16 protein-coding genes are annotated in these 12,026 nt (G+C 67.5%); 6 read left to right on the forward strand and 10 right to left on the reverse strand.

Annotation, left to right across the window (positions count from 1 at the left end; translation table 11 throughout):
* Positions 1-2 precede the first annotated feature (2 nt).
* Both PV646_RS43200 and lspA read left to right on the forward strand, forming a co-directional pair.
* On the forward strand, positions 3-470 hold the full coding sequence (locus PV646_RS43200; protein WP_500348810.1) for a YybH family protein: 468 nt from the start codon (positions 3-5) through the stop codon (positions 468-470).
* A 49-nt stretch (positions 471-519) separates the two neighbouring features.
* A complete protein-coding gene (gene lspA, locus PV646_RS43205; RefSeq protein WP_500348812.1) occupies positions 520-1,005 on the forward strand; it encodes a signal peptidase II in 486 nt (161 codons plus the stop codon).
* Here lspA and PV646_RS43210 read toward each other — a convergent pair.
* On the reverse strand, positions 977-1,642 hold the full coding sequence (locus PV646_RS43210) for an endonuclease V (protein ID WP_500348813.1): 666 nt from the start codon (positions 1,640-1,642) through the stop codon (positions 977-979). The genes lspA and PV646_RS43210 overlap by 29 nt on opposite strands.
* Positions 1,620-2,585: a DUF3500 domain-containing protein gene (locus PV646_RS43215; RefSeq protein ID WP_500348814.1), complete on the reverse strand. Its 966-nt coding sequence runs from the start codon at positions 2,583-2,585 to the stop codon at positions 1,620-1,622. Before PV646_RS43215 ends, PV646_RS43210 begins: the two co-directional genes overlap by 23 nt.
* A gap of 77 nt (positions 2,586-2,662) precedes the next feature.
* Here PV646_RS43215 and PV646_RS43220 point away from each other — a divergent pair, with 77 nt between their 5' ends.
* The 3 genes from PV646_RS43220 to PV646_RS43230 all read left to right on the forward strand — a co-directional run bounded on the left by PV646_RS43220 (position 2,663) and on the right by PV646_RS43230 (position 4,088).
* Positions 2,663-3,010, forward strand: a complete 348-nt coding sequence (locus PV646_RS43220) for an ArsR/SmtB family transcription factor (RefSeq protein WP_500348816.1) — start codon at positions 2,663-2,665, stop codon at positions 3,008-3,010.
* On the forward strand, positions 3,003-3,539 hold the full coding sequence (locus PV646_RS43225; protein ID WP_500348818.1) for an SRPBCC domain-containing protein: 537 nt from the start codon (positions 3,003-3,005) through the stop codon (positions 3,537-3,539). Before PV646_RS43220 ends, PV646_RS43225 begins: the two co-directional genes overlap by 8 nt.
* A 381-nt stretch (positions 3,540-3,920) precedes the next feature.
* The gene (locus tag PV646_RS43230) at positions 3,921-4,088 is read left to right on the forward strand and encodes a hypothetical protein (RefSeq protein WP_500348820.1); all 168 of its coding nucleotides are present in this window, start codon (positions 3,921-3,923) and stop codon (positions 4,086-4,088) included.
* 16 nt (positions 4,089-4,104) lie between these two features.
* On the opposite strand, the gene PV646_RS43235 is transcribed toward PV646_RS43230, so the two are convergent.
* From PV646_RS43235 to PV646_RS43245, 3 genes are all read right to left on the reverse strand, one after another.
* The gene (locus PV646_RS43235; protein ID WP_500348822.1) at positions 4,105-4,533 is read right to left on the reverse strand and encodes a CBS domain-containing protein; all 429 of its coding nucleotides are present in this window, start codon (positions 4,531-4,533) and stop codon (positions 4,105-4,107) included.
* Positions 4,534-4,677: 144 nt separating this feature from the next.
* Positions 4,678-4,881, reverse strand: a complete 204-nt coding sequence (locus tag PV646_RS43240) for a hypothetical protein (protein WP_500348824.1) — start codon at positions 4,879-4,881, stop codon at positions 4,678-4,680.
* Between the two features lie 193 nt (positions 4,882-5,074).
* Positions 5,075-6,043: a DUF6923 family protein gene (locus tag PV646_RS43245; protein WP_500348826.1), complete on the reverse strand. Its 969-nt coding sequence runs from the start codon at positions 6,041-6,043 to the stop codon at positions 5,075-5,077.
* A 316-nt stretch (positions 6,044-6,359) separates the two neighbouring features.
* Between PV646_RS43245 and PV646_RS43250 the strand changes: the two genes are divergently transcribed.
* Positions 6,360-7,118 (forward strand): bestrophin-like domain, encoded by a 759-nt coding sequence (locus PV646_RS43250; protein ID WP_500348828.1) that lies wholly within the window; start codon positions 6,360-6,362, stop codon positions 7,116-7,118.
* Here the strand turns inward: PV646_RS43250 and PV646_RS43255 are convergent.
* The 5 genes from PV646_RS43255 to PV646_RS43275 all read right to left on the reverse strand — a co-directional run bounded on the left by PV646_RS43255 (position 7,115) and on the right by PV646_RS43275 (position 11,931).
* Positions 7,115-7,813: an EcsC family protein gene (locus PV646_RS43255; RefSeq protein ID WP_500348830.1), complete on the reverse strand. Its 699-nt coding sequence runs from the start codon at positions 7,811-7,813 to the stop codon at positions 7,115-7,117. The two genes, PV646_RS43250 and PV646_RS43255, sit on opposite strands and share 4 nt — an antisense overlap.
* A complete protein-coding gene (locus PV646_RS43260) occupies positions 7,800-7,937 on the reverse strand; it encodes a PEP-utilizing enzyme (RefSeq protein ID WP_500348832.1) in 138 nt (45 codons plus the stop codon). Before PV646_RS43260 ends, PV646_RS43255 begins: the two co-directional genes overlap by 14 nt.
* Positions 7,927-10,299, reverse strand: coding sequence for a PEP/pyruvate-binding domain-containing protein (locus PV646_RS43265; RefSeq protein WP_500348833.1), 2,373 nt, complete (start codon positions 10,297-10,299; stop codon positions 7,927-7,929). Before PV646_RS43265 ends, PV646_RS43260 begins: the two co-directional genes overlap by 11 nt.
* An 88-nt stretch (positions 10,300-10,387) precedes the next feature.
* On the reverse strand, positions 10,388-11,284 hold the full coding sequence (locus PV646_RS43270; protein WP_500348834.1) for an ADP-ribosylglycohydrolase family protein: 897 nt from the start codon (positions 11,282-11,284) through the stop codon (positions 10,388-10,390).
* A gap of 95 nt (positions 11,285-11,379) precedes the next feature.
* A complete protein-coding gene (locus tag PV646_RS43275) occupies positions 11,380-11,931 on the reverse strand; it encodes a hypothetical protein (RefSeq protein WP_500348836.1) in 552 nt (183 codons plus the stop codon).
* Positions 11,932-12,026 lie beyond the last annotated feature (95 nt).

Genomic DNA, 12,026 nt, shown 5'->3' on the forward strand with positions numbered 1-12,026 from the left:
TCGTGGACACCGACCTGTTGCGGCAGCTCAACGACGACGTCTGGCACCCGTTCCGGCATGCCTACGCTCGGCTCGACTCGGCGGCGTTCCTAAGCCTGTACTCGCCGGAGTTGCTGCGCGCGGGCGGGCCGGCGAAGCAGGTGTCCGGGTTCTCCGAGTACGCGGACCAGACGGAGAAGTGGTTCGCCGAGCTCGCTGATCGCGGCAGCTCGGTGAGCGTGTCGTTCCGGTTTGTCGAGCGCATCGCGAGTGACGACGTCGCGAGCGAGCGCGGCATCTTCCAGCTCGTGTCGACGCGTGCGGATGGCGACGGGCGCACGTTCTATGGCCGCTTCCACACATATTCGCGACGCGCGGACAGTCGGTGGCGCATCTGCGTCGACTACGACACGGACGAGCGGTCAGCCACGCTGGAGGAGGAGTTTCACGCGGCGATCGACGTTGACGACGTCGACGCGTTCAGAGAGTGACCAGGGTCTGATGCCGAGTGGTGGGGTTCTTAACTACGCTCGTCCGCAAATGGACACCACCACCTCTCGCCGCGTGCCACTCGTCATGGGCATCGCCGTGCTCGTGCTGCTGCTGGACCAGGCCACGAAGTTCTGGGCCGAGAGCGCGCTGACCGGCCGCGCGCCCATTCCCGTGATCGGGGAGTTCCTGCAGTTCAGGCTCCTCTACAACCCCGGTGCCGCGTTCTCGATCGGCGCGGGGTCGACGTGGATCTTCACCATCGTCGCGGCCGTCGCCGTCGTGCTGCTCGCGCGGTACGGCATGCAGCCGCAGACGAAGCTGCGGGCGGCCGCGCTCGCGTTGATGCTGGGCGGCGCGACGACGCACCTGCTCGACCGGTTGTTCAGGCCGCCGGGCTTCGCACGTGGGCACGTCGTCGACTTCCTCGACTACAACGGCTGGTTCGTCGGCAACGTCGCGGACATCGCGCTGGTCTGCGGCGCGATCCTGCTCGTGCTGCTCAGCTTCACCCCGACGAAGCAACCTGCCGAGTGAGCGTGTCGGCGCGGCGGGTCGTCTCGGGCAGCCGGTAGCGCGGGGCCAGGCGCAGCACTTCGGCGCACGCCCGGTCCAGGTCGACCTTGTGGCCGACCGACACGAAGACGGGTTTCACGCCGTCCTGCGTTCGCAGGGCGCGGCCGACGACCTCGTCGCCGTCGTCGCTGTCCATGACGAGGTCGCTCATCGATCCGCGGGCATGGCCGGGCTGCTCGAACGTGCCCATCGCGTTCTTCGCGACGCCGATGCTCGGGATGCCTGTGTGCACCCCGAGATGACACGCTAAGCCGAACCGGCGCGGGTGTGCGAGGCCCTGACCGTCCGCGACCAACAGGTCCGGCGCGACGGTCACCTGATCGAGGGCACGCAGCAGGACCGGCATCTCGCGGAACGCGAAGAGCCCGGGGATGTACGGGAAGTCCGTCGTGTCCTCGACGATGACCTCATCGAGGACAAACAGCGTCTTTGCATCGAACACCACGCAGACGCCCGCAACCGTGTCATTGCTACGGTAGCCGACGTCCAGACCTGCGACGGTGTCTATGCGCAGGTCAGGCGCACTTGTAGTGATCACCTGGGTGCGCAGGCGCTCTTGCATCGCGACGGCGTCGTCAACCGTTCTGGGCCACTCCACGGACGACAGTGTGCCGTGACTCGTCGTAGTGGGCGGCGAGCAGGTCGTCGCCGAAGTCACCTGAATGGCGACGCCAGACCGTGTGGACGTGGTTTGCCTCGTTGGCCGTGTTGTCGTACTCGATGAGCAGTTCGGGGCCCTGCACGCGGTAGTAGTGGCCTTCGCCCCGACGCAGCGAGCCTTCCCAGGAGAAGTGCAGGCGTTCCGGGTCGATCTGGGCGAACTCCTCGTCGGCCAGTTCGTAGGAGAGCCGGTCGAGGTAGAAGCGGACGATGTCGACAAGCAGCTCCGCCGCGGGTTTGCCGAGCTGGGCCGGCGTCACGCCCACCGGTTCCGACGGGCTGATCCTCGGCAAGTTCCCTGTGCGAATGTCTTGAGGAGCGGTGTCCGAGACGACGGCCAGGCGACGGGCGGTCGGGCCCATGCGGTCCAGGAGTTCGCGGGCCAGTTCCTCTTCGAGACGTAGGGGCTGGCCCACGACGCGGCCGCGATAGATGACGCGGGCCGGGTTCGCCCCCAGGAAGAACGGTGTGGCCGAGACACGGCTGTCGGCGATGACGACATTCACCGACAGGTGGTGTCCTTCGACGCGCCAGCCCCAGGGGGCGTCACCACCTGGCGTACCGAAGAGCACCGTCGAGAAGTCGCCGCTGTGCCGATCACGGTGTCCGCCTTCGCGGTGGTCGAGCACGTCTTCCAACGCCATCACCGCGGCGGCTTGTGCGTAGGCGTGTGGACTTAGCACGGTCGCGAGCATGCCGTGCACTGCTTTGCGCTGGTCTCTCCGCAGCTCGCCCAAGGCGAGTCCGGGACGTGTACCGGGTGTATACGCCCAGCGGTGCCTCAGGTCGTCGTCGGTGACCTCGCGTATCGCGTGTTCGTGCTGGTCAGCGGCGAGCAAACTAATATATCGGTGCGTGGCGTCAGCGACGTCGTGCAGCATGATTCGAACCTATAGGCCATGAGGTCACGCAGCAGCTGCTCGACACATCCGTCGACAGGTGTTAAAAACCTTACGTAATGAAGTTGCCACATGATGACGACGCCATCTGGCGCGCCCTCGCGAACCCCCTGAGGCGCGCGATTCTCGACGTCCTCCGCAAGGGTCCGCGCACCACGGGCGAACTGGTCGAGGAGTTGGAGACCAGCCGGCATGTCGTCATGCAGCACCTCGGTGTGCTCCGCGAGGCCGATCTGGTCCTCGTTGAGCCGCGGGGCCGGAAGCGGGTCAACCACCTGAATCCCGTGCCCATCCAGCAGATCCATCAGCGGTGGGTCGCGCACTACGAGCAGAACTGGGCAGAGGCGCTGGTCGGCTTGAAGCTCACGGTCGAGAGCGCCCAACAGGAGGATGAGGACGTTGGCTGAACCCGGCACCGAGCTGTTGCACAGCATCGTGATCGCCGCGCCCATCGAGAAGGTGTGGGCGGAGATCACCAAACTCGACGGCAAGCAGCGCGCCATGATGGACGCGGTGCTCGACTCCGCGCTCGAACCGGGCGCGCCGCTGTACTACCGGTCGACCGATGGCAAGCGGGTCTTCGTCGTCGGCCGCGTCGTCGAGGTCGATCCGCCCCGGCTGCTCTCCCACACGCAACGCCTCACCATGCGCGACGATCCGTGGACCGTCGTCTCGTGGGAGCTCGAAGAGGTCGACGGCGGCACGCGGGTAACGCTGCGCAACTCCGGTTGGCCCGAGGGCGTCAAGCGGCTCGACAAGGTCGACACGACCTGGAAGGGCATCCTCGCCGCGCTCAAGCAGGTCGTGGAGTCCGGCGATGTCGGCGCCGGCCTGAGGTTCCAGTACGCGATGATGCGCGCCTTCATGTGGGCGATGCCGTCGGGGACCAAGACCAAGAACGTGCCCGAACCGCCTGGCATCGACCGGGCCGTCTAAACGTGAAACCTGGTTTAGCAATGAGTCTTTGGACGTCGAAGTCCAAAGACTCATTGCTAAGCAGCAGGTCAGAGAGGGCGCGACAGGCAATATATTGGTTGGCCAGCGTGCGTGACGAGGTCACTGTGAAGCTCTGTCATGTCTGACCAGGGGCGTGGAGTCCGTCGCGTTCCGCGTCTCGCCACGGCTCGAAGCGCTACTCCCCCGCGATGCGAACGGCCTGTGTGGGTGACCTGCAGTGGCGAGCAAGACGAAGCCAGCGCTTAGAGGTAGATCGCTCTGGCGGCCAGGTCGCTGAGGGCACGCCCGCGAGGACCCGGTCAACGGGCACACCGACGCCACCGAGGCGAGCACCGCTTGGTGCGTGCCTCGGTGGTGTCGGTGTCCACAAGAAGCAGCGTGTCGTTCGAGCCGACGACAGCGCAGGTGCGGTCGATCGTCGATGGCCCCGTCGAGATGGACGCGGCCATGGACCGTGGTGCGGCCCCCACCGGTTCTGGGACGAGCCGGGCCGGTCAGGTGAAGGTTTCACCCGATCCGGCGAAGTGAGTAGTCCCGGTGCCGGTCAGCCCTGGGCGATGTAGGCCTGCAACTGGTCGTGCGATTGTTCGAGCTGGCCGATCCGGCTCTTCACCACGTCGCCGATGCTGACGATCCCGACCAGTTGCCCGTCGGACAGCACGGGCACGTGCCGGAAGCGCCGTTCGGTCATCACGACCGTGAGGCTGTCCACCGTGTCCGACGGCGAACAGGTGAAGACATCGGCGGTCATGATCGCCGACACGGGAGAAGACAGCAGGTCAACGCCCACTTCGTGCAGTCGGCGCACCACGTCGCGCTCCGACACGATCCCCGCCACGCCGGAAGAGCCGACGACGACGATCGCGCCGACGTTGTGTTCGGCGAGCGCTCTCAGCAGTTCGGACACTGGGACGTCCGGGGCGATTGTCGCGACCGCCGATCCCTTGGTGCGCAAAACGTCAGCGATCCTCATCTGGCGCCTCCGATCCTGTCGGTCCGGTAGCAACTCAGGCTAGATCGGATTCGGACAGAACGGGAGATCGAGCCCACGAAGGGAGCAGGGGACGTAGCCGATCGGCCACGTCCCCTGCTGGTGTCGCGCCTGGTTCGGCGTCGGCTACGCGGTTCCTCCGCGGCGACGGGTCGCGAACTGACGCGGCTGGACCACCGGCACCCGCTGCTGCGGCAGCTGGAAGTGCGTGTTCTGGTCCTGCTTGCCCCGCTTCTGCGCACGTCGCGCGGCACGGTTGACCGGCTCGGCGTGAGATTCGGGGTGCGCTTCGGGGTGCGCTTCGGGCTGGGGTTGGCTGGTGTCGGGCATGCGAAAGCCTCCTCGCGAAGAGGGCGTGCAAGGGTACGGCGAAAGACGGCCGTGAGAGATGGACCCGCGCATGGGTCACCGAGAAAGCGCGCGACGTCGAGGTCGCGAGGGCAGCGCCGAGAGCGCCGCAGGCTTCATCAGATGTACAGCATGCCCGCAACGCTAGCGACGCCGTCGCCTCGTGCCAACCGAATTAACCGCGGGTTCGAGCGGCGGCCGCGCCGGCGCCGAGCATCACGAGGATGACGGTGACCATCGCCCACTTGCGGGACTTGGTCATCGGTGTCGTCTCGGGGTCGAGCGGGAGGTCCTTGCGCAGCTCGGGTTTCTGGCGCGCGGCACGCACCGGCACCGGCTGCTGCTGCGGGGCGGGAGGCGGTGGCGGCGTGACGACCGCGGGCTGCCGTACGACCGGGACGGGTACCGGCGGCGCCGTCGTGGTCGGGGCGGGCGGGGCCTGAGGCGGTGGGGGCGGCGGTACTTCGGGGCGGGGCGCGGGAGGTTCGACGCGCGGCGGCATCGGGGTCGGCAGGCAGCCCGCCGCGTCGATCATGCCCATCTGCGGACCGGCCGAGAGTTCCTCCGCCGTGCCGCCGGTGATGCGGTAGAAGCGGCTGTGGCCCTTGTAGCCGTTGTTGATGGCGTAGACGGTGCCGGCCGAGTCGATCAGCACGGCGCCGTACGTGGACTTGCCGGGCAGGCCGGCGATCTCCGTCTTGCCCAGCACCCGGCCGGACACCGGGTCGAACGTCACGACCTCGCTCGGTCCCCCGCCCGCGGCCGACACCCCGGTCAGCTTCCCGGTCGCCGGGGCGACGGTGAAGTCGTCGAGTGTGAGGGCGGGCCAGCCCAGCACGACGGTGCGCACGATCTTGAGGTACGACGGGCTGTCCGGATCGATGTCGATGGCGTGCAGCCGCGCGTTGTCGCGCACGTAGAACGTGGTGCCGACGACCGCGCCCGCCGAGACGTCGTCGGTGCGGAACCAGTGCGCGTCAACGGGTCCGAGGTCGTTGACCACGCCCTTGGTGTCGATCAGCACGACGTGCGACGGGTTCTTCCACCAGCGATGGCCCTTCGAGGTGAGACCGACCAGACGGCCCAGCGTCGCCGAGTACCCCAGTGCGTTCAGCGCGTAGTCCAGGCGGGCCACTTCCGTCACCCCACCGGATGAAACGTCCACTTTCGTGAACATCGAGAAGTCGCCACGATGGGATGAACGCACTTGATAAGCGTCACAGTTCGGTGCCGCCGCCTGAGCAACAGCGCTGGTGAACGGCGTGGAAAGCACCAATAGCGACGAGACCGCGCTCAACATGAGCGAATCACGCCGCCACCGGTATGGAGTAGCCCAATACGACAACCGGGTATTTTCGCTGTTGCCGCGCATTCCCACCTGACCATTACTCGTCAACCCCACCGTGCTGTACCGGTCACAGTAGACCGTGGTCTAATCCCACACCAAGAAAGGAGCCGAATTGAGCATTTACCTCACTGGCACGCTCTGGGTTCTCGGTGCCGCCGCCATCTCCGCCGTTCTCGTCGTCATCACCCGCCGGTTCGGCTCGGAGGAAGTGGGCGAGAAGAACCTCGGCGCGGGCGGTTCGGTGTTCAGCATCGTCGCCGGCCTGCACGCGGTGCTCGCCGCGTTCATCCTCATCTCCCTGTTCGACTCGGCCAACGGCGCCGAGGAACAGGTGCAGAAGGAGGCGAACGCGCTCGTCGCCGTGAACTGGTCCTCGGACTCGCTGCCGGAGCCCGCCAAGACGAAGGTCGACCAGCTGATCCGCGACTACGTGTCGACCGTCGTCGACGACGAGTGGCCGCGCATGCGCGACGGCGAGGAGGTCGGCAACCAGGGCTGGACCACGTTGAACCAGCTCAAGGACACGATCTCGACGGCGGCGCCGGACGGCGGCTGGCAGGAGGACCGCAAGGCCGAGGCGGCGAACCAGCTGTGGGAGGTCTACCAGGCCAGGCAGGAACGGCTGGACGCGGCGGACAACGGGGTCAACCCTGTCGTGTGGCTCGCCCTGCTGATCGGCACCGGGCTCTCGCTGCTGTTCCCGTACCTGTTCCGCGGCCCGACCCTGACGTCGCAGCTGCTGATCACGATCACGCTGAGCTCGACGCTGGTCCTGCTGCTGTTCGCGATCTACCAGTTGCAGAACCCGTTCAGCGGCGGCGTGCTCATCCCGCCGGACGCGTTCAGCTCCGCGCTGGACAGGCTGAGTTAGCGCGAATCGGCCGTTCCGCCCGCTTCCTCGATCTCCACGGACAGCACTTCACCGTCGATGACCTTCGGCAATACGTCCGTGTGAGTGAAGTAGCGATTTGCGAATGCTCCGACCGCCCTGGTAGAGGCGGCGTCGACGCCACCCCCGATGACGCCGCCCAGCAGCGGAACACCCTTCGCCGCGACGGTACCGAGTTTCTTTGTACCGTATTTTGTAATGAGTGCGGACGCGGCCTTCTTGGTGAACTGCTTGATGCCGACCTTTTTGAACAGTTCGGTTCCGGCATTCCCGAGCAGGCACAGCAGGATGGCCATCTGCACCTCCTCGCTGTCCACGTCGTGGCCGCGCAACGACGCGATGGACGCGATGAGGTGCGTCTGGATGACGTACGTGGCCGCGATGTTGGACGGCAGCGAGACCGGCAGTGTGATCAGGCCACCGAGGTTCGTGACGAAGCCCTGCGCGCCTGCCAGCGCGACGTGCTTGCGGATGAGGTGCTTGATCGCGTCGGTCTCGTCGCCCTTCTTGGCGAGCGCCTCGGACGCGGACTCGCGGGCGCTCTTGAACGGGCCGAAGCCGTCGACGCCGGCGCGCAGCAGGTAGTCGGCGATGCCCTGCTGGACCTTGTTCAGCTCACCTTTGGACTCAGCCACAATCCCGACATTACGCGTCCGGAGGGCGTCACGAGATGTCAACAGGCGGTTCCAGCGTGGTGACCGCGCCGGTGCTGCCGTCGACGGTGATGCGCTCGCCGGTCTTGATCCGCGTCACGGCCTGACGCACGCCCACGACCGCCGGAATGCCGTACTCACGCGCCACGACCGCGCCGTGGGAGTTCGCCCCCGCCCATCTCCATCACGAGGCCGCCCGCCGTCAGGAACAGCGGCGTCCACCCCGGATCCGTCGACGGCGCCACGAGGATCTCGCCGGGTTCGAGGTGCGCGCCGACCGGGTCCATGACGACGCGCGCGATGCCGGTGATCGTGCCCGCCGACGCCGGGGTGCCGACGAGGTCGCCCTCCACCGGGCCGCCGTGGTGCACCGCTTCGGGTTCCGTGCCGTCCGACAGCAGCACGCGCGGGATGTGCCTGCGTCGCATCTCACGGTCGTAGACCTCACGGCGCTCAGCCACCAGCGCGCGCAGATCTCCTTGCGCAGAGCGGATTTCCTCGAAGTTCAGGAAGAACACGTCGTCACGGACGTCGAGGCGGCCGGCCGCGACGAGCTCGGCTCCGATCTCGGCGACGCGCTTCCGCAGCGCGCCGAACAACGTGATGATCAGGTACTTCGGGTACTCCCGCAGACCGGCGAGCAACCTGGTGCGGCGCAACGCGAAGCGCACGAACCAGCCACGTCCCCAGGCCCGTCCGGCCAGCGTCTCGATCATCGCCTCGGCTTCGGCGGCGCCCCGCGCGAAGACCGCGTCGGGGTGGGCCTGGCCGTCTTCGAGGCGCAGGAAGTTCTTGACGACGCCGATGACGTGCGCCGGGTCGTCGGACCACCGGGGCAGGCCGAGGTCGATCTCGGCGACGGCGCGGTGACCCCACCGCGCGAGGAAGCGGTCGAGCGCGGCGGGGCGTTCGCCGTTGCGGAACTGCCGCAGCGCCTCGGGATCGTGGCGGATCTCCTGCGCCAGATCCCACATCGCCATGTCCATCTCGGTGGTGATGTTGTTGGGCAGGCCGCGCAGGACGGTTTGCAGTTCCCCCGGCTTGGTCTTCACGACCTTGCCGACGAGGCCGAGCATCGCGAACCCGATCAGCGCGGTGGGCGCGAGCCTGGGCAGCACCGGCACGGTGCACTGCTGCAGCGCCTGCTCGATCGAAAGGCCCGCGGCCTTCTCCAGCACCTCGCGTTCCATCAGCAACGCGGTGCGCACGGCTTTCTCGGGATTCACCAGCGCTTTCACCGCTGTCACCGGCAGGCGGAACCGGCGGGCGAGCCTGAGCACGCGTTTCACCGCGGGCGTCGGCGAGGACGTCCTGATCGCGAACCTCGGGTCGTCGAACAAGCCTCGCAGCACCTCGGAGGAACGCGCCTCCATGACGCCGAGCAGGCGCGTGATGAACTCGCGGCCCACCTTGCTCTGCAACACCTTGGTGACGTCGAAGAAGATTCGCTCGCCGCTCTCCACATAGGACTTGCTCTTCGGGTCGCCGATGACGATCTCGAGCGCGGCCTTGGAGATCTCCCGGAACACCGCACGTCCCATCGGTGTGATCGGGCGTTCGAGACCTTGTGCGAGGCTGAAGCAGAAGTAGACGTGTGCGTTGCCGTCCGCGTTGTCCGGCAACGGGAACAGCGTCGTGATCGGCCGCGCCTGTGTGAGGTGCAGCTCGCCCTCGTCGTCGATCGCCCACTCGGTGTCCTGCGGCGATCCGTAGTGCTGCTGCACCTTGCGGCCGAGGACGGCGAGCGCGTGGATCTGGCCGTCGGTGAGGCACTGGTCGTCGCTCTCGCCGACCTCGACGTGCTCGGTGCCGCCGCCTGGTAGCGAGCGGATGACGAACTTCTTGTCCCCCAGTCGCTTCTCGACGATCTCGCGGCCGTCGACGACGAAGTGGTCGGGGTTGACCGCGCCGGACACGACCGCCTCGCCGAGGCCGGGGCTCGCGTCGATGACGATCTGGTCGCGCTTGCCGGTGACGGGGTTGGCCGTGAACATCACGCCGGACACTGCGGACTGCACCATCCGTTGCACGACAACGGCCAGGTAGGTGGTGGTGTGGTCGATGCCGTTCGTCTCGCGGTAGCTGACCGCGCGGTCCGTCCACAGCGACGCCCAGCACCGGCGGACGGCGTCGACCACCGCGTCCTCGCCGACGACGTTGAGGAACGTGTCCTGCTGGCCCGCGAAGCTCGCGAACGGGAGGTCCTCGGCCGTGGCGCTGGATCTCACGGCGACCGGCGTGTCGTCGCCGAGCTTGCGGTACTCGGCGACGATCGCGTCCCGGATCTCCTGCGGCACAGCGGTGTCCAGCAACGTCCGGCGGGCGTTCTCCGGAGTGGTGCCGGCCAGTTCGTCGGCCCGCGCGACGGCGCGGTAGGCGTCCGTGGTGACGCAGAAGCCCTGCGGCACCGGCAGGCCGGCGCTGGTGAGCTCACCGAGGTTCGCGGCCTTGCCGCCCACCATGGCGAGCATCGTGCCGTCGATGGACTTGAAGCCGATGGTGAGCGCCATGGTTACCCCTCCAGGTTCCGCCTGAAGAGGAGGTTACGAGCGTTCAGCCAAAAACTCAACACGTGATGAATAAATCACGTCACCGGGTTCACAAGTCCTGCTCAGAGCGACTCACCCAGTCAGGGAGGGGCTCGCGAGCCTGCCGCCACTCCTCCGGCGGGCTCCCGATGACGCCGCCGGCGATCGCGGCCGTGGTGTCGACGTCACCACCGGCCCGTACGCATGCCGTGATGGCGGCGCGGTAGTCGCCGAGGTGGTGGGCCGCGACCCAGAGCGTGAACGGAACCGTGTCCTGCGCCGTCACGCGCGAGCCGTTGCCGAGGACGTACGCGGCCTCCTCGGCGTCGCTGATCCCGCGCGCCTTGTCGATCCCCTTGCGCACGAACGAGTCCTCGAGGTGGTCGAGGACCGTCCCGAGCAGGTCTCGCGGGGGCACGCCCGTCAGCCGGGCTCTGGCCGCAACGGCGGCCGCGTGGGCCACCGCGAGGCCGCCCATGACGCCCTCCGGGTGCTGGTGCGTCACCTCGCTCGCGCGGATCGCTTGCGCCGTAACGGTTTCGGGATCGTCGGCGAAGTAGGCGCCCAGTGGTGCGATCCGCATCGCGGCACCGTTGCCGCACGAACCCTGGCCGTCGAACGCGCTGGAGGCCGCCTCTTTCCACGGCGTGCCTTGGCGAATCTTGCGCAGGATGGTGAAGGCTCCCGCGCCGTAACCGCGGTAGGGCTCGCAGCGGTCGGCGAACGTCGCCGCGAGCCGGGTCTGGTCGACGTCACCGTGATCACGGAGCTCGGCGACGAGGTTGCAGGCCATTTCGGTGTCGTCGGTCCACTCCCACGGGCCCCGTGGCGGCTTGCCGGCCACGAGGTCGGGCAACGAGCGGCCGACCATGAAGAACTGAGCGCCCAGAGCGTCGCCGACGGAGAGCCCGTCGAGCGAGGCGTATGCGAGGTCCAGGCGCGCACGAGTGTGCAGAACTATGCGCATCACCTGCGATTTTACCGGTTTGGCCTGGGCTGGTCACTTGATTTCGGACCTGCGGAAGCTCCGGAGGCACCGGCAGACACCGGCGCTCACCGAGTTCATCGCGACAGCCCGGCAGGTGTGAAGACGAAGCTGTCGCGGAAGCCTCCTTCGCCGCGCCTCGTCGCCATCAACCGCATCTCCGGCATGAAGTGGAAGAACACCAGCGACCCCGACCGGTCCGGGTAGCCGAGCGTCTTCGAGTACTTGGGATTCGTGCCGCCCAGCCACAACGGCGGCTCGCCGTACTCGGCGATCACGTCGTCGAGCAGGCAGTCCCGCTCCCCCAGCACCCCGGGGATGCGGCTGTCGGCGTCGAGGCTCAGCCAGCCCTGCCGGTGCGCGAGATCCGCGTACACCGACGCCATGACGTCCTCGCTGCGGTGTCCAAGCGCCTCGTGCACGGCGCCGCTGACCATCGCCGCGTTCGCCGCACCGCGCTTGACCAACGCCTCGAGCTCGGTCTGCCACCGGTCCGTGCGGTCGTCGGCGAACGCCAGCGCGTCGAGCAGGGTGAGGATCACCGCCTCACCGCCGTACATGCCGGGTCGCCGGACAGCGGCGTTGAGCTGACCGAGCAGGTACCGGCGTAAGTCGTCGAACGAAGGCATCTCTCCCCCTTAATGCGAGATGTTCTATCAGTTGCGGGTGGGCGAAACGGAATCGCCTTGACGACCGACAGGGGAGGCAACGACTGGGGAAGGAT

This window comes from Streptomyces sp. ID05-26A (genome assembly GCF_033794685.1).
In the GTDB taxonomy this organism is placed as follows: Bacteria; Actinomycetota; Actinomycetes; order Mycobacteriales; family Pseudonocardiaceae; genus Lentzea.

Bases quoted from the DNA above. Each gene is read 5' to 3' on its own strand.
- lspA (WP_500348812.1), top strand. From the start codon at position 520: ATGGACACCACCACCTCTCGCCGCGTGCCACTCGTCATGGGCATCGCC.
- PV646_RS43215 (WP_500348814.1), bottom strand. From the start codon at position 2,585: ATGCTGCACGACGTCGCTGACGCCACGCACCGATATATTAGTTTGCTC.
- PV646_RS43220 (WP_500348816.1), top strand. From the start codon at position 2,663: ATGAAGTTGCCACATGATGACGACGCCATCTGGCGCGCCCTCGCGAAC.
- PV646_RS43235 (WP_500348822.1), bottom strand. From the start codon at position 4,533: ATGAGGATCGCTGACGTTTTGCGCACCAAGGGATCGGCGGTCGCGACA.
- PV646_RS43240 (WP_500348824.1), bottom strand. From the start codon at position 4,881: ATGCCCGACACCAGCCAACCCCAGCCCGAAGCGCACCCCGAAGCGCAC.
- PV646_RS43265 (WP_500348833.1), bottom strand. From the start codon at position 10,299: ATGGCGCTCACCATCGGCTTCAAGTCCATCGACGGCACGATGCTCGCC.
- PV646_RS43270 (WP_500348834.1), bottom strand. From the start codon at position 11,284: ATGCGCATAGTTCTGCACACTCGTGCGCGCCTGGACCTCGCATACGCC.
- PV646_RS43275 (WP_500348836.1), bottom strand. From the start codon at position 11,931: ATGCCTTCGTTCGACGACTTACGCCGGTACCTGCTCGGTCAGCTCAAC.